This window comes from Neobacillus sp. SAB-20_R2A (assembly GCF_049568635.1).
Taxonomy (GTDB): domain Bacteria; phylum Bacillota; class Bacilli; order Bacillales; family Cytobacillaceae; genus Neobacillus; species Neobacillus citreus.
In genome coordinates this window covers 2,642,661-2,661,877 of sequence record NZ_CP145895.1, presented here as the reverse complement: position 1 = coordinate 2,661,877, position 19,217 = coordinate 2,642,661, and the positions used below count along the sequence as shown (strand labels likewise).

Sequence of the window (19,217 nt, the reverse complement as noted above, 5' to 3'; positions counted from 1 at the left end):
ATGCACAAAAAAGTACATGCACTAGGCATGTACCTGTTAAGCTTATGGATTTATACAAAAACTAGCAACAGCCATAGGTATAAGCTGATTAAGGTAAAAATTAATGTCGGCGGAATAACGAGAATTGTTACCTTTATATACTCCATCCAAGGAATTTGAATTTTATTGTTTTTAAGAATGTGCATCCAAATAAGGGTTGCCAGCGTTCCAATCGGCAGAATGAGCGACCCGATATCACTGCCAATAATATTGGCAAGATAAACAGTTTTCATGATTAATGGGTCCAAGCCCATTTCTGTTAATGCCAATGTAGAAATCATCAAAGCCGGGTGATTGTTAAAAATATTCGAGAGCACTGATGTAATCACACCCATCGTCAAGCTGGCATGGAACAGGCTGTCATTTACGATCGATTTTAGATGCACCAGCAACAAATTGGTCAGTCCAATATTGTGTAATCCGTAAATGATAACATACATGCCGAATGCAAATATTAAGATATGCCATGGAATTTTACCAATAACATCTTTTGGGTTAATTTTTAAATACACCCATCTCCAGATTAACAGGATAATGGAGCCTAAGACAGCCACTAATGATACAGCAATGCCAAGATATGAAGCAATAAATAAACTGATTCGTACTATGAATACGAAGATGAGCATATTAATCATCAATTTCTTTTTTTCATTAAACAAAACATCGCTATTTTTTTGCAACGGGTGATAGAGTCGATTTTTTTGCAGTGGAATGGAGTAGGAATGTGGGGAAATTTGTTGAGGAATTTCCTTCTTGAAAATCATATAGAGCAGGAAGGATAGAAACACTAATCCAAGAACACCTGGCACAAACATCATTTCCGTCTGCATATAAAGGTCCATCCCGATAATCTTTAAGGCAATTAGATTTACGATATTGCTGACCCCGATTGGCGCACTTGAGGCCGTCGCAATGAGGGCGCCACTCAAAAGGTATGGAATCATTTGCCTCACTTTTAAGCCTAAATTCTTGAGTGTTAAGATTAAAATGGGTGTAGTAATCAAAATGCTGCCGTCATTATTGAAAAAAAGTGTCATTAAAAAGCAAAGCAGTAATGTATACCAGTATAGACGTACACCAGAACCCTTTGAAACTTTTAACATTAAAGCTGCTGTCCAGCTGAAAAATCCGATGCTTTCCAAAACAATCGCCATAACGATTGTGGCTATGATGGTGATGGCTGCTCCCGTTACTTTTGAACTAATATCTATTAGATCGGCCGTAGAAACACTTCCGCTTAAAAAAACGATCACTGCTCCAATGGAAGCAGGAATGGCTTCATTTATATTTTTTGGACGGATAAATATCATTATCATAGTAAATAAAAAAGCTAGTATGGTAATGATAACCGTCGATTGGTTATAAATCGTAATAATTTCACATCCTTACCAATTGTGTTATTGACTTGATATTGTTTATCCCACCCCTCGTCCTATGGTTTATTTTACGCCTGTCCTTGACTGCTTGACCTAAACGAGTATCTCGGTCTCACATAAATCAGCAAAAGACTAAATAATTTTTCCTTTCATTATGTAGGCACCTGCCTGCTTTGGTTACAGAAGAAAAAAACAAAAATCCGGTACTATGGCTAAAAGTACCGGATGTTATTTCATATTTTCATAAAATACATTTTTAACAGAGTTATTATTTCTTTTTACCCTTGCCGCCCTTTTTCCCTTTGCTGCCATGGCTTCCGCTGCTGCCGTGGCTTCCTGAACTGCCATGACTGCCGCTGCTGCCGTGGCTTCCTGAACTGCCATGACTGCAGCTGCTGCCGTGGCTTCCTGAACTACCATGACTGCCGCTGCTGCCGTGGCTTCCTGAACTGCCATGACTGCCGGTGCTGCCGCCGCTTCCTGAACTGCCATGGCTTCCGCCACTTCCTGAACTTCCGTGGCTGCCATGCTTTTTCGGACCAGGGCCAGGTTTTTTATGTTTTTTATGTTTTTTATGATCACCAGGGCCTCGACCCCCACTTGATCCTCCGCTACTTCCGTGACTGCCGGTGCTTCCACCGCTGCCATGTGATCCGGTGCTTCCACCGCTGCCCTTACTGCCATGTGATCCAGTGCTTCCACTGCTGCCCTTACTGCCATGTGATCCAGTACTGCCGCTGCTGCCGGTACTACCATGCGATCCAGTACTGCCACTGCTGCCATGTGATCCAGTGCTACCGCTGCTGCCCGTACTGCCGCCGCTTCCAGTGCCTCCGCTGCTGTGATGTTTCTTTGGACCAGGACCATGCTTCTTATGTTTTTTCAACGGGCCTTTTCCACTGCTGCCAGACTTGCCAGAACTACCGCTGCCCTTGGAGCCTGTGCTGCCAGTGCTTCCGTGACTGCCGGTGCTTCCATGACTGCCAGTGCTTCCGTGACTGCCAGTGCTTCCGTGACTGCCAGTACTTCCATGACTGCCGGTGCTTCCATGACTGCCGGTACTTCCATGACTGCCGGTGCTTCCATGACTGCCGGTACTTCCATGACTGCCGGTGCTTCCATGACTCTTTCCGCCTTTGCCTTTCTTATGTTTACCAGCAGGATTATTATGCATAAATGCAAGTACACCATTTGCTTCTGCTTGTTGTAATAATTCTTCAACGCCCAGATTTAACACCATTTATACACCACTTTCCAATACAATTTATTTTCTCTTTCAATTTATGAAATTGGCGTTTGTTTTGATATAGACAGATATATATTTTTCAAAACTAAAAGTCATTAGGAACAAATACACACCTCCAATATCTATTGCATATATCTAGATAAAATATGGTATAGGGGTATTAAAGTGTTAAAATACGAAATTTTAATAAATCCTAAGTGGTTAAGAAAATTGGAATATGATATTTGGAATGACGATTTAGTCCCAGCTGTGTTAAAGATTGGAAACAATCGCTATAAAATCAGCCTTTCGTACCGCGGCAATGTAATTAGAGATAAGAAAAAGAGATCCTACCGGATTGTATTTGAAAAGCCATTTACAAAGAATGGCGCCCATGAACTTCATCTCAATGCCGAGTTCTCAGATATATCCTTGTGCAGGAACAAACTATCACTAGATTTTTTTGATCGGATCGGCGTTATATCTCCTCACTCACGCCATATACTTTTATACGTTAACGGATATTGTAAAGGTATTTACTTAGAAATAGAATCATTAGACCAATACCTCCTGGAAAAAAGAAATTTACCGGATGGTGCCATTATTTACGCAACCAATAATCGAGCGAACTTCTCCTTAATAACGAAAAAAAATGAACCAAAAAAGAGGCTCGACCAGGGGTATACGCTAAAATATGGCAATAAAGAAGATATGGAACATTTACGGAGCTTCATTGCGATGATAAATGTGCTAAAAAATGAGGATTTTAAAAGAGAAATCGTCAATATATTGGATGTAGACAAATATTTAAGATGGCTTTGTGGCGTGGTCTGTACACAAAACTACGATGGATTTATCCATAATTATGCACTCTACAAAAATGGGGAAACAAATTTATACGAAATCAGCCCTTGGGACTATGACGGTACCTGGGGAAGAAACCTTCATGGCCGGCTCCTTGATTATGATTACGTCCCCGTTACAGGATATAACACTTTAACTGGGCGAATTCTACACTTCCCGGAATTTAAATGGAAATATAAAGAAATTCTATCCTCTATTTTAGATAATGATTTTACCGTAGAGGTTCAAGCACCGATTATCAATGAGCTATTGGAAAAAATAAAACCCTACATCAGCCTAGATCCTTATATTGAATTGGATGAGGAAACACTGGACGAGGAAAAAAATGTCTTTTTTGAGTTTATTCGAAATAGAAATGCCTATCTTAGCAGCGAACTTTCTATTTTAATTTAGGCCTTAAGTATATGGTTTATGACCATATTTTTTTTGCCTATTTTTCAGGTACTAGTTAAAAAAAGGCTACTTTATTAGTACAACATCATCCCATGATACATATAGATGCAGTGTAAATGTTTATCTAAATATAAGGAGGAAACTATGGGTTATGAATAAAGAGTCGATGATGCAATATGTGGGCAAAACGATTCGTGTCGATCGGGGTGGCCCTGAATCCAGGATGGGAAAAGTATTGGCCGTTTTTGAAGATTATTTTGTTCTTTTAACTGAAAGAGACGGCGTGGTTTATTACAAAACCAATCATATTAGAAGTGTGACTGAAAGTTCAAGGGATCTTTTGAAACTCGGTGTGAATATTCCAAAGGACTTCGAATACAAAACTGGCGAAAACTTTGTCAAACTATTAGAAAGTATTCGATATCAATGGATACGTATTAACCGTGGAGGAACTGAAGCATTAGAAGGTGTACTAAATGATGTTAATAAGGATATTGCTTCATTAATTGTGAAAGAAGAAGTTGTACGTTTTTCTATGAAGCATATCCGAAACATTAGTTATGGTTTAGTGATTGAGGGTAAATCCGGCGGCGGTAAAAGCAACAAGAGCAATGATGATAATGACCATGATGAAGATAATGAGGATGATGAGGGTTCAAGAGAGGAAAGTAACGATTAAAAATGAGTCGCTTCTCCTTTGAGGAGCGACCCATAATCTCTTTAGGAGGCTGAATAATGGGATTAGAGAAATTTACTGCTGCATTAGATTTGCTAAAAGGCTACTATGTGAATCTATTTGTTGGCGAGGAAGTTTATAAAGGTAAATTGCTTGGCGTTGAAGAAGACCATGTTGTCTTAGAAACCGACCAAAAATTTATCTTTTACTACCGAATTGATAAAATTCAGGCCATTACGAAGAATACAAAAGACTTTAAAGTTCTAAATTCCAAGACACCATTTCAAAAAACACAAAGCTTGATTGCTTTATTAAATTCATTTCAACACACCTGGGTCACCATTCTAAGTATCCATAAGCAAAGATTTAGCGGCGTGCTTAGTGAAGTAGATTCAGATTTTGTTACTTTGATTAATGGTGAAGAACGAATTTTATTAAAATTAGACTATGTTTCCAATATACTCAAAGGGTTTATAAAAGAAGAAACAAAAGCCAAGGAAAAAAAGGAAGCAGCAGAAGGACAAAACAAGACAGAAAACAAACAAGAACAATCGAAGGAAAAAGCAGCTGCTAAAAAGGATAATAGTAACCAAAAAACGGAAAAAAATGCTGAAGCGGCAAAATCGGATTCACACTCCGAAAAGAATATAAAAGCGGAAATCAAGGAAAATGATGATAAGCATCAGGCGGCGGCACAAGAGCATACAGGCTGGTCTAAGCCATTTAAATTGGAAACCCCAGTGGCATCTATTGAAGAGGAAGAAAGCCATTCCAGCTCTGGAAATGAGGAATCAAAACAGGAGGAAGAAAGCCACTCCAGCTCTGGAAATGAGGAATCAAAACAGAAGGAAAAAACAGCTCCAGTATTGCTTAAGGCTGTAGTAAAAAAGAACAGCGATAATCAAAATGATAATAAAACTAAAAATCAAGAGAGAACAAAACAGGTTGTTTCACAAAAAGGAACAGCGAAAGAAAAAAATGAGCAAAAGTCAAAACAAGTGGCGAAGTCGGATACTACTGCTGCTAAAACAAAGGAAAAAACAAGATCGGATGCTGTATCACCAAATAAGAAAGAAATGAAAACAACGGGAACCGCTCCAGCCAAATCAAAAGATAAAATAGCAGCAGAAACCGCACAATCCCCATCTGCTACCACAAAATTTGAAAAAGGCCAAAAAGAAAAGAGATTTATATGGAATGCCTTCGAGCAGGAAAAGAAATCCTCCCGTTTTGCTGGTGAAGGTGCAGGTGGTTCAAATGTAAATCCTTCCCCATTCGAAGGTGAAAGCGTGTCAGGATCGATGGTGAAATCTTTACCATTTGCCGAAATGGCATCTGGCTCCAGCAAGAACTCATACTCATTTGCTGAACCTGCAAAAATAAAAAGATTCAGAGTTTATTAATAAAAAAAGCTGTTAATTATTTATGATAATATCAAGTAATCAACCAACCATTTTTATTGTCCACCCTAATCCCCTTTTACAAAAGTGAGCTGGGGTCCATTATGTTCATCCAATTTTTATTATAAGGGAATGTTGAAAGCCCCTCTCTTTTTGTAAACGTCACTCTTTGGAAAGGAGTGTGTGAAATGAATTTTAAAGAAGCAATTGGAAAATATATAAAAATTGAAATTGCCGGCAAGAAGCTTTTAAGCGGTATGCTGATTGATGTTGGCGGTGATTTGTGTGTATTGTTTAACGGGACTGATTATCTTTACATCCCTACTATTCATATACAAAACTGGCAGTATCTCAAACAGGATGAAATTGAGGAAATAACAATCAGTAATGAACCGACCCCCATCTATAATCATAATGAAGATATCTCTTTAAGAAAAATCCTTACATCCGCGAAGGGTATTTTTACAGAAATCTATGTTACAAGTAAACAAGCACTGCATGGCTACATTATCAGCATCATGAACAATTATTTTGTGTTTTACTCACCTATTTACAAAACCATGTTTATCTCCTTAAATCATTTAAAATGGCTTATACCTTACACAAACAATAAAAGACCTTATGGCCTAAGCAACTCCAATTTACCCGTTAATCCAAGTAATATCACCTTTGCTCGATCATTCGAAATCCAAGTAGAAAAACTAAAAGGAGAACTGGTTGTCTTCAACATTGGAGAAAACGAAAATGTCATTGGCAAAATCCAAAACATAAAAAACAACTTCGTCGAATTAATATCAGCCAAAGAAGACCCAGTCTACCTCAACCTCCATCACATCAAAACCCTCCACATGACGTAGCAACTATCTGTGCCCATCTGCCCGCAAAGTAAACAAGCTCTAGGCACAAAATAAAGTGGTGTCTAAGTGATATCAGGCACCGCCCGTGGACAATTTACTCATAAGAAAGGCTGAATCAGATTCTTATTGTTTCTGATTCAGCCTTGTTGTTTTTTTGGTAGGCCTTTTTTCAAAGCTATAACTTTGTTTGAAGGTTTTCAGCCTCTGATGTTATACTGCCGATTAATTTGCTCACGGTTATGTTTCTAGCCAGCCTTGGACTTTGTCCGGACCAGAGTGACATATATTCGTGGTTTCCTTTGGCAGCCGTGGCTTTTCTAATTGCCTTTGTCAGTTCGTTCTGCACTGGATAGTCTGGTAGATGCTCCTCCATTTGTTCATGTTTTTCGATAAACCGATTGTTAATCCCCCTTGCCATTTTACCGGAAAAGGCTTTGGTCAAAACAGTTTGGTCCTCCTCCGCTTCTAAAATTGCCTGCTTATGCAGTTTATTGGCTCCGCTTTCTTCACATACCAAGAAGGCTGTCCCCATTTGCACTGCTAAGGCGCCCAAACATTTAGCCGCCATAACTCCACGCCCGTCCATGATCCCGCCTGCCGCGATAATCGGAATACGAACACTGTCAGTTGCTTGTGGAAGGAGGGACATCAAACCGATTAAACTTTGTTGGTCCCCGCCTAAAAACGTTCCGCGGTGTCCGCCCGCTTCCATCCCTTGGACCACAACCGCATCCATCCCTGCTTCTTGATTCAATTTTGTTTCCTGTACTGTAGTGGCCGTTCCAATCAGGATAATGGAATTCTGTTTAAGTTTGGCCGTGATTTCAGCTGACGGCAGCCCAAAGGTAAAGGAACACACTGGGATTTTTTCTTCGATAATGATATCCACCTGTTCATGAAACTTCTTTAGGTCTTCTTCGAAACTAGGGAGACTTGGATTACCCTCTATTCCCAATTCCTCCTGCAGAGGTATTAAAACGGATTTGGCATTGTTAATCTTATCCTCATCGAGATGATAAGTACTTGGAACAAATAAATTCACACCGAAATTACTTGAAGTTAACTCACGAATTTCATGAATTTGCTGCCTCAATTGACTTGGACTTAAATAACCAGCGCCAATCATTCCGAGCCCACCGCTTTTGGAAACAGCGGCAACTAATTCCGAAGTTGTAACACCTCCAGCCATTGGCGCCTGAATAATTGGATACTTAACTTTCAGCAACTTCGTTAAAGAATTTTCCCACATATTCAACCTCCTCTATACCTAACTTAACTATAACGATTAAATTCGTTATCCTGCAAGATAAATTGGGAAAATCATGATATTTCTGGTAAGCAACAATGAGAAACTGCTCCAATATTATGGTAAGCTATCGATATAAACAAAGTGTGAATGGGGTGTCTAAATGGAACGAATTATTTTGTATGATGGGGTCTGCAATCTTTGCAATAAGAGCGTCCAATTTATTATAAAAAGGGATTCCGCAGGCCAATTCAAATTTGCATCCCAGCAAGGTGCCGCCGGACAAAACCTGCTCAAGAAATTCACCTTACCCCCTAAGATGAACAGTTTTGTGCTAATAGAAAATGAAAAAATCTACCTTGAATCAACGGCAGTACTTAAAGTTTGTAAAGATCTTTCAGGGGCATGGAGACTCCTCGCTGTTCTGTTCGTCATCCCCCGCCCCATTCGTGACCGGCTTTATAAAACAATTGCCAGAAACCGATATAAGTGGTTCGGAAAAACAGAAAGCTGCATGCTTCCAAAACCGGAATGGAAAAATAGATTTTTAGATTAATGCTGCTAAACTAAAACAAAACAGCCCCTCTATGTGCTGTTTTTTCCTTTTTAAAGATTTCAAGAACCGGTAAACGACTTTTTATGAAAAGCACCAATATACTTAAAAATTTCCTCACCGCTTTCAGGCAGCGCAGTGCCAGGCCCCAATTTAATAAACATGGCCCGATAAGGTTCAGGTACCCATATATAATGATGAATGTAATCAGTTATGATAAAGCCGCATTTTTCCCAAAAGCGAATTCTTGCGAGGTTTTCGGTGGTCTGGTCAGATTCAACCTCTATAACAAGATTCTCACATTGGCCTTCCTGTGCCGCCCATTCTTTAATATAAGTAACCATGTTTTTACCAATTCCCTGGTTTTGATACTCTTCTGGTACAGCGAGGTAATCAATTAATAACGCAGATATTCTAGCAAGTTTTCCGCTGATTGCCATTGCCGCTGCCTGATTATCCAAAAATCCCACATGCAAAAAACAAAGCTTCTTCCTGAACATGTTTCGGATAATCTTCTCCGGCTTTGCTCCCTTACCAAGAAAAGCCTCTTCATAAATGGGAAAAACCTTGCCCCATATAGCCTCATCAAAGTAGTCAATTGTTTTAAATTCCAATAATGGACAACCTCCATAAAGTACTTTCTATCATCATACACATAAAATTCCATTAAAAAAAAGACCCTTGAACAAAGTCAAGGGCCAAAGCGAGAACCTAGCGGTCACAACTAAGTCTCAAATTAGGAGGTCTAAACTCAGAAGAATTTAAACATCTATAGTGTAACATTTTCTAAAAATTCATTCAATAGTTTAAAGTGTTAAAGACTAAAAGTATTTTAAAAATTCAGGAAAGCACTATACTTTTTTACCAAAAAACCCCATCACTTACTGAACTTTTCCAATAAAATTTCATTGTTGACAAACCTGTATATACAAGTCATAATGAAAACGTAATCAAAACTTGTATATACAGGTAATCGAAACCAACTAGTAAACGCATACAAAATCTGTATAAAATTAAGGGTTTGATAAAAATATAGGAAACAAATGGGAAATATCCATTCGTTAGGGGGAAATCAGATGAGTAAATACACAGATCCTTCAAAGGAATTACTCAAACATATTGGCGGTAAAGAAAACATTGCGGCCGTTACTCACTGTGTAACTAGAATGCGGTTTGTTTTAAAGGATCCATCGAAAGCCGATGTAAAAAGTATTGAATCAATCGGACTTGTTAAAGGTACATTTACCCAAGCTGGCCAATTCCAAGTCATTATTGGAAATGAAGTTTCTAGCTTTTATAATGAATTCGAAAAAATTGCAGGTGTTGAAGGCGCTTCAAAAGAAGAAGCAAAAATTGCAGCGAAGAAAAATCAAAACTGGCTTCAGCGAATGATGGGGCATTTAGCTGAAATCTTCACACCATTAATTCCAGCCCTTGTTGTCGGCGGTTTAATCCTTGGATTCCGAAATATTATTGGCGACATTAAACTATTAGATGATGGAACAAAAACAATTGTAGAAGTTTCTCAATTTTGGGCCGGTGTCCACTCATTCCTTTGGCTGATTGGTGAGGCGATTTTCCACTTCCTCCCTGTCGGCATCACCTGGTCCGTAGCCAAGAAAATGGGCGCATCGCAAATTCTTGGTATCGTTCTCGGAATTACCTTAGTATCACCGCAATTGCTAAATGCTTATGCCGTTGCGGGAGCGAAAGAAATTCCTACATGGGATTTTGGTTTTGCACACATTAAGATGATTGGTTATCAAGCTCAAGTAATCCCTGCGATTCTAGCTGGCTTAACGTTAGGCTTCCTTGAAACAAGACTGCGTAAAGTAGTGCCCAATTCAATCTCGATGATTGTTGTGCCATTTTTTGCACTGGTTCCGACTGTATTAATTGCTCACACAATTTTAGGGCCGATCGGCTGGCAAATTGGTTCAGGCATTTCTCATGTGGTTTATTCAAGCTTAACTTCTTCCTTTGGCTGGTTGTTTGCAGCAATCTTTGGATTTGCTTATGCTCCACTAGTCATTACAGGCTTACACCATATGACAAACGCAATTGACCTTCAATTGATGAGTGAGCTTGGCGGTACAAACCTATGGCCAATGATTGCTTTATCCAATATCGCTCAAGGTTCAGCCGTTCTTGCGATGATTTTCATCAACCGTAAAAACGAAGAGGAAAAGCAAGTTTCAATCCCGGCGACCATTTCATGTTACCTTGGGGTGACGGAGCCGGCAATGTTTGGTATTAATCTGAAATATGGTTTCCCATTCTTAGCAGCAATGATTGGTTCCATGGTAGCAGGCGTTGTCTCCGTAGCCAGCGGCGTGATGGCAAACTCAATTGGTGTCGGCGGTCTTCCTGGCATCTTATCGATTCAAGCAAAACATATGGCGATGTTTGCTGTCTGCATGGTCATTGCCGTTGTTGTTCCATTCCTGTTAACAACCATCTTTGCAAAAACGGGAATGAACAAATTTTCTTTGAAAAAATAAATCCAATCAAGGAGGGAGAACAGCTCCCTCCTTTTCACATTAAATACATTAGGCAGGTGCAAAAAATGTCAACAGCTTGGTGGAAAAATGCAGTCGTTTATCAAATTTATCCAAAAAGCTTTAAGGATACAACCGGTAATGGTACCGGAGATCTTCAAGGCATCATTGAAAAACTCGACTATCTGAAAAAATTAGGTGTCGATGTACTATGGCTCACCCCTATATATCAATCGCCACAGCGAGATAATGGGTATGACATTAGCGATTATTACAGCATATATCCCGAATATGGCACAATGGAAGATTTTGATCGGTTGCTGAATGAAGCCCATAAGCGCGGTTTAAAGATCATGATGGATATTGTCATCAATCATACCTCAACAGAACATGAATGGTTTAAGCAGTCAAAATCTTCAAAAGATAACCCATACCGTGACTTCTACATTTGGAAGGATGGTGTAAACGGAGCACCGCCAAACAACTGGCAGTCTAAATTTGGCGGTTCGGCTTGGGCGTATGACGAAACGACTGGCCAATATTACCTTCATCTTTTCGATGTGACCCAAGCGGACCTCAATTGGGAAAACGAAAAGGTCCGCGAAGCCTTATATGAAATGATGCATTTTTGGCTTAAAAAAGGAGTCGACGGCTTCCGTCTTGACGTTATCAATCTCATCTCAAAAAACCAGCAGTTCCCGCAGGATGAAACGGACGGACGCAAATTTTACACTGATGGTCCAAGAATCCATGAGTTTCTGCACGAGATGAACGAAAAGGTTTTTTCAAATTATGATTTAATAACGGTCGGTGAAATGTCGTCTACCTCTATTGATCATTGCATCGATTACACAAAACCCGAACGGGAAGAATTAAATATGGTGTTTAGCTTCCATCATCTGAAGGTTGATTACCTGAATGGCGATAAGTGGACGAAGGCGGATTTCGATTTCGAGGCCCTTAAAAAGATTCTGTCTAACTGGCAAATAGAAATGATTAAGGGAGGCGGCTGGAATGCCCTTTTCTGGTGCAATCACGACCAACCACGCGTGGTATCGCGATTTGGGGATGATATGAAATACCATAAAGAATCCGCGAAAATGCTAGCCACTGCGATTCACATGATGCAGGGCACCCCTTATATTTACCAGGGGGAAGAATTCGGAATGACTAATCCGAACTTTAATTCCATTGAGGACTACCGTGATGTAGAATCCTTGAATATTTTCGAAATCAAGAAAAACGAGGGAATGAGTGAAAAAGAAATCCTTGCTATCTTGAAGCAAAAGTCACGGGATAACTCAAGAACACCGGTACAATGGGATTCCAGCCGCAATGCTGGGTTTACGGCAGGTACTCCATGGATTAATACAGCGGAAAATTTCTTTGATATCAATGCCGAAAATGCCATGCAAGATCCCGATTCTATCTTCTATTATTATCAAAAACTTATTCAGCTTAGAAAAAGTCACGATATCATAATGGACGGAGACTTTGAATTAATTTTAGAAGATGACAAAGAGGTTTATGCGTATGTTCGTTCCAATGGCGTTGAAAAAATGCTTGTTCTAAATAATTTTTACGGAAAAGATAAGACGGCCACTCTCCCATCTCACTTACTTCTTGATGGTGAACATTGTGAAATGTTAATCTCTAATTATGAGGATTCAGCCGCACTCGGGAGCCAAATTCATTTGCGGCCATATGAGTCCATCGTTTACCTTATGAAGAAGTGATTGGTGATGTCTTTATGACAAACAAATATTTATCCATCTACAATACGATTGTCGATCAAATTAAAAGCGGACAAATCCTACCTCAGACGCTCCTACCTTCTGAGAATGAATTAACGGAACACTTCCAGACTTCAAGGGAAACTATCCGCAAAGCGCTAAATTTGCTATCGCAAAATGGATATATTCAAAAAGTCCGCGGCAAAGGTTCCATCGTCATCGATGTCTCCAAGTTCGACTTCCCTGTTTCCGGACTAGTCAGCTTTAAAGAGCTTGGCCAAAAAATGGGCCGGAAACCAAGAACCATCGTGAATGAGTTAGAATTAATGAAACCGGACGGCTATATCCGCCAGCAGCTCCAGCTTACCGGGAAAGATCAAGTCTGGAAGGTTGTGCGGACACGTGAAATCGGCAGCGAAAAGATCATTTTAGATAAGGACTTCCTGAATAAAAAGTTTGTTCCTGAATTAACTGAAGAAATCTGCGCAGATTCTATTTATGAGTATTTGGAAAAAGACTTGAATCTTACCATCAGTTTTGCGAAAAAAGAAATAGTTGTTGAAGAACCGACGGATGAGGACCGTGCCCTTCTGGATCTTGATGGTTTTCATAACATCGTTGTTATTAAAAACCTTGTATACCTGGATGATGCCAGCCTATTTCAATATACGGAATCTAGACATCGCCCCGATAAGTTTCGGTTCGTCGACTTTGCCCGAAGGACTCATTGATTCTTAAAGGAAATCTCTTGTAAAAGAGGTTTCCTTTTTAATTTTTTGCTACAATAAACCTAACTTAAGAACCTGAGGTGAAAAGTATGTGCGGGCGATTTACCTTAACAGCAACGATTGATCAGATTCTTGACCGGTTCGATATACAAGCTTTCCTTGATGAGGAAAATTATTTGCCAAGCTTTAACATTGCCCCCTCTCAACTGGTATTGGCAATCATCAATGATGGCACGTCCAATAGGATGGGCTTTTTAAAATGGGGGTTGATTCCTCCCTGGGCCAAGGACATGTCGATTGGTCATAAAATGATCAATGCTCGGGCAGAAACTTTAACAGAAAAACCAAGTTTCCAAATGCCGTTCCGGAAAAAGCGTTGCCTTATTATTGCGGATAGCTTTTACGAGTGGAAACGAAATGATGATAAAACGAAAACACCAATGCGGATTAAACTGAAGGATGATAACCTTTTTGCGATGGCAGGACTTTGGGACAAATGGAAATCCCCCGAAGGGCAATCTGTCTTTTCCTGCTCTGTCATAACAACAGCCCCGAACGAATTGATGAAGGATATTCATGACCGAATGCCGGTCATTTTAAAACCGGAGGACGAACATAAATGGCTTGACCCCTCGATTACGGATACGAATTTCCTTAATCAATTTCTGGTGTCATTTAATAAAGATCAGATGGAAGCATACGAGGTCTCTTCGCTTGTAAACTCGCCAAAAAACAACTCGATGGATCTCATTCAAAAAATATGCTAACGCACATTTTTTCCGACTATGGACAAGTTGCCTATATGCACGTCCACATTCTTTCATATGATGTACTAACCCATTAAGTTTTTCCTTCTTTTAAGTGGCCGGAAGCCACTTTCTTTTTTTTGTCCGAAAACCCATAAATGGTCTGTATCACATATAAAGTGAATACAATGTAAAATACCATCAGCAAATAACCAGGGGCACCCCCACTAAATTGCAGTGACTTGTTGATACCTTTTGTTTTTAGAGGTGAGATGATTGGTTTTCATTCCTACAAATTTGAATATTTGTTATTTAAAAGTTGGCACCCCTGACCATAAGAGCGCTGTTTCCTTTGGTCAAAATATTTATTTGGGCATCAATACAGTTGGGAAGAAAACTCAGGGATTCGGCCAGCAGATGGCCGATGATTCTACAACCGTTTTTCCTATCGGAATCATATTTGATGATGAAATGATTGATATGCCTTCGATTAAAAGCGAACCCAAGCCGGGTCCGCACGCCTAAAAATTGAACAGGAGTGATTGGTTTGAATATTGCACCTATGGCCATCAATTTCATTGGTTTTAAGATTAATGCAGTGGATAACACCTCTGTGATCAACTTTGGACCGAACCAATTTATCGATCAGTTTCTATCTTATAAAAGAAACCAAGGAGTCGGCGAACAAAACGGTGATATCTCCCCTGTCAACATTCCGATTAACTATGTCATTGATCCAGACATTAATGATAGTGGAACAGTGAAAAACAGTGTTATCTAAATGGCATTAGGGAAAAAAATCCACTATACATTGAGGTGAGCCTTTTGATCTTTGCACCAATGAACATCAATCTTGGTGATATAAAAATTAATGTTTTCGACCACGCCTCCGTCATGAACATGGGCCCCAATCTATTTATCGACCAATTTGTTTCCTATAAACGGAATCAAGGCTATGGAGAGCAAAACGGCGACTTTGTTCCGCTTTATATTCCGATTTGTACGGTATATGACCAAGATTTCAGTGACAGCTGGACAGGAAAAAGCAGTTTTATTTAGTATATAGATATGGCCGTCTGGCTTTCTGCCGGCGGCCATTTTTATGTTCTTCTTCACTAACGCTTTCCTAATATTCCAATTTGTTAGAATAGTAGTATAATAAAGGAAACTTTACATAAAGGAGAATCGCTAGTATGGATAACCTACTAAACGAATTTAAGAATCTGCCGACAACCTGCATTTCCGATGGAACGGATGGTTTAAATAACCTCCACCCTTCCATTAAACCACTTAAGGAAGAGTACAAGCTTGCAGGGCGGGCCTTTACTGTCAAAATCCCAGTCGGTGATAATTTGGCTGTTTTAAAAGCGATTCGTAACGCTCAGCCGGGTGATATCTTGGTGGTTGATGCCAAAGGAGACCAATACCGTGCCATTGCCGGTGATTTTGTTGTCGGCATGATGCAAACTCTCGGAATCGGCGGCTTGGTGGTTGATGGTGTCATCCGTGATATTGTGGGTATTAAAGAATTAAACTTCCCTGTTTTCTCCCGAGGTACAGCGGTCGCTGCAAGCGGCAAAGCAGGTGTCGGGGAAATCAATGTGCCGATATCCTGCGGCGGAGTCACGATAAACCCTGGTGACATCGTTGTTGGAGATGCCGATGGAGTAGTTGTCGTCCCTCAATCAATTGAACAAGAGGTCTTAACTAAATCTCAAGACAAATTGAAAAAAGACCAGCTAAGAGAAGAAAAGATTTCCGGCAATCGTGAAGCGATTATCAAACACTTGGATGAAATGCTATCCAAATAATTTTAACCCCTTTTCCTCTATAGGAATTGGGGTTTTATAAATTTTTCAGCCTACAATCTAAAATGGTACCTGCCCCTTATTCAATTCTTATACTTATTTGGCGAAGTTTGGGAAATATAAAGATTATAAATGTAGATTTTTGGCTGGGATGGTTGCTTGTGGGGATGAAGATTAAAAAGATTCTTTATCATTTAATTATGCTCAGGGATAAAATATTAGTCCCTTTTGTGCTTTTATACATCTTATTGGCGGCGCTTGGGATTTTCTGGATAGAACCAAAAACCTTTAAATCGTACATTACCTCAATCTATTGGGTATTAACCACGCTGGCAACTGTAGGTTTTGGTGACTATGCGCCAGTAACAGATGCAGGAAAAATTTATACCATCTTCCTTTATATCACCGGCATTGGGTTAATAAGTGTATTTGTTGGTAAAGTCATTAATACCGTATACATAATTGATAAGCTTAAGGTTGGAGGAAAAATGAAATATACAGGGAAACATCATATTATTCTGATTGGCTGGAGCCCGAAAACAAAATTAGCCGTAAAGGAAATTCTTAAGACAGACAAAAAGACGGATATCGTCATTATTGATAATTTAGAAAAAGCTCCAATTTCCGAGGAACACCTATTTTATGTCCGCGGTGATGCGACCGACGAAGAAACACTCATGAACGCCAACCTTCCAAAAGCTAAGGGTGTAATCATTTTTGCCGACCAGGTTGCACAGGATAACTTTTTAACCAAGGACCCTCTTCTTGTTGACGGCAAAACCTTATTAGTGGCGACTGCGATCACAACGCTTGAGGAAAAATTAAAAAAAGATATTCATGTTACGGCAGAAGTTATCAATGAAAACCATATCCAATTGTTCAAACATGTTCAGGTCGATGAATTTATTCCAACCCAGGAAATGATTTCGCATGCTGCCGTCCGCTCATTATTCTCACATGGCGTTACCCATATGTATTCAGAATTAATGAGTACACAGTATGGTGATTCCATGTATGAAATTTCGAAAAAAAAGGAGTGGAAAACGTACCGTGATGCTTTTTTTGACCTGCTTAATCAAGGGGCAACGTTAGTAGCCGACCGGGGCGACATGCACATTAATCAAAAGCTGGACCAAATGATTCCTGAAGATGCCCAGCTGTTTGTCATTTGTGATAAGGAGACCATCAGCCAATTAACTACACATGTTGAAAAATAATTTTAAAAAAAGGGGTGGGAAAAACACCACCCCTAAATAGAAAAATAATAAAAATAATGTGTTTCTCTTTTGAAGCCAATTTTTTCATAAAGACCCTGAGCAGGAATATTGTCAGAGGCTGTCTCAAGCAGTACACCTTTTGCTCCAGTATCCCGTGCCATTTCAATTGCCTTATGAATTAATTTTTCACCAGCACCCTTGCCACGGTATTCTTTTTTCACATACAAATCATTCAAAGTCCAAGAACGCTTCATGCTAACTGATGAAAAGCTTGGATACAGCTGCGTAAAGCCAACCGCCTCCCCACCTTCATAAGCGATGAAAATAACCGATTCCCCATTTAATATTCTCGCCTTTAAAAACTCCCGTGCTCCTTCGGAATCAGGCGATTGCTGGTAAAATTGTCTGTATAAATCAAAAAGCTCCGTTACAGCATCCAGGTCATTGATTGTGGCTTTGATTAGATTCATAATTCTCCGCACCCCCTTATAAATTCTCAGTTTCCTATTTTTGGTACACTTTATTGTACTTCAATTGGATTCATTTTTAATAGTCTTTTTTATTCCCCAAAAATGAAAAGTTCTTTTTACAAAAAATAAGGATTTATTTTTTGGCTTAAGGTTTTCTTAAGGTTCACGCACCATAATGGGAAACAGTTAAGGTGAATGAATGAATTTGGAGGAATTAAGATGAAAAAGAATTATACGAAAATTGTTCTCGATATGATGATGGCTATCACGTTTGTGCTGCTAATGAATCCAAGAGTATTAGATGGACTGCCGTTTCATGAAATTGCAGGACTGGTAATAGGAGTTGCTATTCTAGTACACATCGGCTTGAACTATCGCTGGGTGGTCAATACAACAAAAAAGATCTTTGACCCGAAGCTTCCTAATAAAACACGATTTAGTTATCTTTTAAACGTACTGTTGTTAATTTCGATGACAGGTGTTATTATCACAGGCATATTAATTTCTAGGGTTGTATTACCAAGTCTCGCCATTCAGGGAAATCACACTATTCGTGAATTGCATGGATTATCTGCTGATGCCACACTTGCATTTGTTGGACTTCACGTTGGTGTACATTGGCAGTGGGTAATGAGTATCTGTAAAAAGGCATTTAAAACAAAGGAAGGGAAATTTAGGAAAGGTGTTATTGCATCAGTTGCCCTGTCACTCGCTATTTTAGCAGGTGGAATTCAATGGTTCGCTTCAACAGCTACACCAAGCATTGGTGAGTTCAAACCGATGCAAATGCAGCAAAGCACTCAAACATCTAATAATCGAAATACCCTAAATACAGAGAACTCAACTGCGATGACAAAGCAAGGACCTCCTAATAGAGATTTTCGAAATGAAAAATTCCATGGAAAAGAAGGACATGGAGGATCAAGCAACCCATTTCTCGTAGTTCTTAACTATTTTGCGATTTGGGCAGTGATCATCATTCCTACTTATTATATTGAAAAGCGAATTTTAAGGAAAAACGGAAATCTAAATTGGCCCATCCTCAAATGACATAAAAATGTATTTGTGATTTAAAAAAGTCCGGTTTTATTGTTCCGGACTTTTTTACTTCTTATGATAATTTGAGAAGATATTCATTCATCCAATTGTTACTTTTCCATTTTTTAGAAAGAATATCATTAATTGCAGGGGGATATGGACTTATTCTAATATGCTCATGAATACTTCCAAGTACGGACTCGTAATCTAACTCGGCACAAACGCGAAACCATTGTTGGACCGTTTCATTTTTTGCCACAAAGAGAGGATATACCCTTTCAATCAAGACAATCAGTTTATACGTCTCTTGTTTAGTCAATGAGAATCTCCTTTTGTAATCCCTTGTAATA

22 protein-coding genes are annotated in these 19,217 nt (G+C 39.4%); 15 read left to right on the top strand and 7 right to left on the bottom strand.

Annotated features, from left to right (window positions below):
- Positions 1–50: 50 nt before the first annotated feature.
- The 3 genes from V5M37_RS13015 to V5M37_RS13005 form a co-directional block, all read right to left on the bottom strand.
- Positions 51–1,355, bottom strand: a complete 1,305-nt coding sequence (locus V5M37_RS13015) for an arsenic transporter (protein ID WP_423802299.1) — start codon at positions 1,353–1,355, stop codon at positions 51–53.
- 288 nt (positions 1,356–1,643) lie between these two features.
- Positions 1,644–2,282 carry a hypothetical protein gene (locus V5M37_RS13010; RefSeq protein WP_423802298.1) on the bottom strand — a complete coding sequence of 213 codons (639 nt, stop codon included), beginning with the start codon at positions 2,280–2,282 and terminating at the stop codon, positions 1,644–1,646.
- A 15-nt stretch (positions 2,283–2,297) separates the two neighbouring features.
- A complete protein-coding gene (locus V5M37_RS13005; protein ID WP_423802297.1) occupies positions 2,298–2,537 on the bottom strand; it encodes a hypothetical protein in 240 nt (79 codons plus the stop codon).
- A 289-nt stretch (positions 2,538–2,826) separates the two neighbouring features.
- Between V5M37_RS13005 and V5M37_RS13000 the strand changes: the two genes are divergently transcribed.
- The 4 genes from V5M37_RS13000 (at position 2,827) to V5M37_RS12985 (ending at position 6,830) form a co-directional block, all read left to right on the top strand.
- Complete coding sequence (locus V5M37_RS13000) at positions 2,827–3,897, top strand: CotH kinase family protein (protein WP_423802296.1); 1,071 nt, start codon at positions 2,827–2,829, stop codon at positions 3,895–3,897.
- A 151-nt stretch (positions 3,898–4,048) separates the two neighbouring features.
- Entirely contained in the window at positions 4,049–4,576 is a 528-nt protein-coding gene (locus V5M37_RS12995; RefSeq protein WP_423802295.1) for a hypothetical protein, read from the top strand.
- 56 nt (positions 4,577–4,632) lie between these two features.
- The gene (locus tag V5M37_RS12990; protein WP_423802294.1) at positions 4,633–5,976 is read left to right on the top strand and encodes a hypothetical protein; all 1,344 of its coding nucleotides are present in this window, start codon (positions 4,633–4,635) and stop codon (positions 5,974–5,976) included.
- A 185-nt stretch (positions 5,977–6,161) separates the two neighbouring features.
- A complete protein-coding gene (locus V5M37_RS12985) occupies positions 6,162–6,830 on the top strand; it encodes a DUF2642 domain-containing protein (protein WP_423802293.1) in 669 nt (222 codons plus the stop codon).
- Between the two features lie 175 nt (positions 6,831–7,005).
- On the opposite strand, the gene V5M37_RS12980 is transcribed toward V5M37_RS12985, so the two are convergent.
- The gene (locus tag V5M37_RS12980; protein ID WP_423802292.1) at positions 7,006–8,079 is read right to left on the bottom strand and encodes an NAD(P)H-dependent flavin oxidoreductase; all 1,074 of its coding nucleotides are present in this window, start codon (positions 8,077–8,079) and stop codon (positions 7,006–7,008) included.
- Positions 8,080–8,239: 160 nt separating this feature from the next.
- Here V5M37_RS12980 and V5M37_RS12975 point away from each other — a divergent pair, with 160 nt between their 5' ends.
- Positions 8,240–8,632 carry a thiol-disulfide oxidoreductase DCC family protein gene (locus V5M37_RS12975; RefSeq protein WP_423802291.1) on the top strand — a complete coding sequence of 131 codons (393 nt, stop codon included), beginning with the start codon at positions 8,240–8,242 and terminating at the stop codon, positions 8,630–8,632.
- A gap of 59 nt (positions 8,633–8,691) precedes the next feature.
- Here the strand turns inward: V5M37_RS12975 and V5M37_RS12970 are convergent, their stop codons facing one another.
- Entirely contained in the window at positions 8,692–9,243 is a 552-nt protein-coding gene (locus V5M37_RS12970; RefSeq protein WP_423802290.1) for a GNAT family N-acetyltransferase, read from the bottom strand.
- A gap of 462 nt (positions 9,244–9,705) precedes the next feature.
- Between V5M37_RS12970 and treP the strand changes: the two genes are divergently transcribed.
- The 9 genes from treP to V5M37_RS12925 all read left to right on the top strand — a co-directional run bounded on the left by treP (position 9,706) and on the right by V5M37_RS12925 (position 17,359).
- A complete protein-coding gene (gene treP, locus V5M37_RS12965; protein ID WP_213140132.1) occupies positions 9,706–11,130 on the top strand; it encodes a PTS system trehalose-specific EIIBC component in 1,425 nt (474 codons plus the stop codon).
- A 65-nt stretch (positions 11,131–11,195) separates the two neighbouring features.
- Complete coding sequence (gene treC / locus V5M37_RS12960) at positions 11,196–12,863, top strand: alpha,alpha-phosphotrehalase (protein WP_423802289.1); 1,668 nt, start codon at positions 11,196–11,198, stop codon at positions 12,861–12,863.
- Between the two features lie 14 nt (positions 12,864–12,877).
- Positions 12,878–13,591 (top strand): trehalose operon repressor, encoded by a 714-nt coding sequence (gene treR / locus V5M37_RS12955; protein WP_423802288.1) that lies wholly within the window; start codon positions 12,878–12,880, stop codon positions 13,589–13,591.
- 86 nt (positions 13,592–13,677) lie between these two features.
- Positions 13,678–14,355 carry an SOS response-associated peptidase gene (locus V5M37_RS12950; protein WP_423802287.1) on the top strand — a complete coding sequence of 226 codons (678 nt, stop codon included), beginning with the start codon at positions 13,678–13,680 and terminating at the stop codon, positions 14,353–14,355.
- 255 nt (positions 14,356–14,610) lie between these two features.
- Positions 14,611–14,859 carry a hypothetical protein gene (locus tag V5M37_RS12945; RefSeq protein ID WP_423802286.1) on the top strand — a complete coding sequence of 83 codons (249 nt, stop codon included), beginning with the start codon at positions 14,611–14,613 and terminating at the stop codon, positions 14,857–14,859.
- 13 nt (positions 14,860–14,872) lie between these two features.
- The gene (locus V5M37_RS12940) at positions 14,873–15,115 is read left to right on the top strand and encodes a hypothetical protein (RefSeq protein ID WP_423802285.1); all 243 of its coding nucleotides are present in this window, start codon (positions 14,873–14,875) and stop codon (positions 15,113–15,115) included.
- A gap of 44 nt (positions 15,116–15,159) precedes the next feature.
- Positions 15,160–15,393, top strand: a complete 234-nt coding sequence (locus V5M37_RS12935) for a hypothetical protein (protein ID WP_423802284.1) — start codon at positions 15,160–15,162, stop codon at positions 15,391–15,393.
- A 134-nt stretch (positions 15,394–15,527) separates the two neighbouring features.
- Positions 15,528–16,145, top strand: coding sequence for an RraA family protein (locus V5M37_RS12930; protein WP_423802283.1), 618 nt, complete (start codon positions 15,528–15,530; stop codon positions 16,143–16,145).
- A gap of 62 nt (positions 16,146–16,207) precedes the next feature.
- A complete protein-coding gene (locus V5M37_RS12925; protein WP_423802282.1) occupies positions 16,208–17,359 on the top strand; it encodes an ion channel in 1,152 nt (383 codons plus the stop codon).
- A 32-nt stretch (positions 17,360–17,391) separates the two neighbouring features.
- Here the strand turns inward: V5M37_RS12925 and V5M37_RS12920 are convergent, their stop codons facing one another.
- Positions 17,392–17,829: an N-acetyltransferase family protein gene (locus V5M37_RS12920; protein ID WP_423802281.1), complete on the bottom strand. Its 438-nt coding sequence runs from the start codon at positions 17,827–17,829 to the stop codon at positions 17,392–17,394.
- A gap of 219 nt (positions 17,830–18,048) precedes the next feature.
- Between V5M37_RS12920 and V5M37_RS12915 the strand changes: the two genes are divergently transcribed.
- Positions 18,049–18,879, top strand: a complete 831-nt coding sequence (locus V5M37_RS12915) for a DUF4405 domain-containing protein (RefSeq protein ID WP_423802280.1) — start codon at positions 18,049–18,051, stop codon at positions 18,877–18,879.
- Positions 18,880–18,940: 61 nt separating this feature from the next.
- Here the strand turns inward: V5M37_RS12915 and V5M37_RS12910 are convergent, their stop codons facing one another.
- The gene (locus V5M37_RS12910) at positions 18,941–19,186 is read right to left on the bottom strand and encodes a hypothetical protein (protein ID WP_423802279.1); all 246 of its coding nucleotides are present in this window, start codon (positions 19,184–19,186) and stop codon (positions 18,941–18,943) included.
- Positions 19,187–19,217 lie beyond the last annotated feature (31 nt).

Excerpts from the sequence above, each read along its gene's own strand:
- V5M37_RS13015 (WP_423802299.1), bottom strand. The coding sequence starts at position 1,355 with ATGATAATGATATTTATCCGTCCAAAAAATATAAATGAAGCCATTCCT.
- V5M37_RS12975 (WP_423802291.1), top strand. The coding sequence starts at position 8,240 with ATGGAACGAATTATTTTGTATGATGGGGTCTGCAATCTTTGCAATAAG.
- V5M37_RS12930 (WP_423802283.1), top strand. The coding sequence starts at position 15,528 with ATGGATAACCTACTAAACGAATTTAAGAATCTGCCGACAACCTGCATT.
- treR (WP_423802288.1), top strand. The coding sequence starts at position 12,878 with ATGACAAACAAATATTTATCCATCTACAATACGATTGTCGATCAAATT.
- V5M37_RS13005 (WP_423802297.1), bottom strand. The coding sequence starts at position 2,537 with ATGGAAGCACCGGCAGTCATGGAAGTACCGGCAGTCATGGAAGCACCG.
- V5M37_RS12925 (WP_423802282.1), top strand. The coding sequence starts at position 16,208 with ATGGTACCTGCCCCTTATTCAATTCTTATACTTATTTGGCGAAGTTTG.
- V5M37_RS13010 (WP_423802298.1), bottom strand. The coding sequence starts at position 2,282 with ATGGTCCTGGTCCAAAGAAACATCACAGCAGCGGAGGCACTGGAAGCG.
- V5M37_RS12920 (WP_423802281.1), bottom strand. The coding sequence starts at position 17,829 with ATGAATCTAATCAAAGCCACAATCAATGACCTGGATGCTGTAACGGAG.
- V5M37_RS12990 (WP_423802294.1), top strand. The coding sequence starts at position 4,633 with ATGGGATTAGAGAAATTTACTGCTGCATTAGATTTGCTAAAAGGCTAC.
- treP (WP_213140132.1), top strand. The coding sequence starts at position 9,706 with ATGAGTAAATACACAGATCCTTCAAAGGAATTACTCAAACATATTGGC.
- V5M37_RS12915 (WP_423802280.1), top strand. The coding sequence starts at position 18,049 with ATGAAAAAGAATTATACGAAAATTGTTCTCGATATGATGATGGCTATC.
- V5M37_RS12985 (WP_423802293.1), top strand. The coding sequence starts at position 6,162 with ATGAATTTTAAAGAAGCAATTGGAAAATATATAAAAATTGAAATTGCC.
- V5M37_RS12980 (WP_423802292.1), bottom strand. The coding sequence starts at position 8,079 with ATGTGGGAAAATTCTTTAACGAAGTTGCTGAAAGTTAAGTATCCAATT.
- V5M37_RS12950 (WP_423802287.1), top strand. The coding sequence starts at position 13,678 with ATGTGCGGGCGATTTACCTTAACAGCAACGATTGATCAGATTCTTGAC.
- V5M37_RS12995 (WP_423802295.1), top strand. The coding sequence starts at position 4,049 with ATGAATAAAGAGTCGATGATGCAATATGTGGGCAAAACGATTCGTGTC.
- treC (WP_423802289.1), top strand. The coding sequence starts at position 11,196 with ATGTCAACAGCTTGGTGGAAAAATGCAGTCGTTTATCAAATTTATCCA.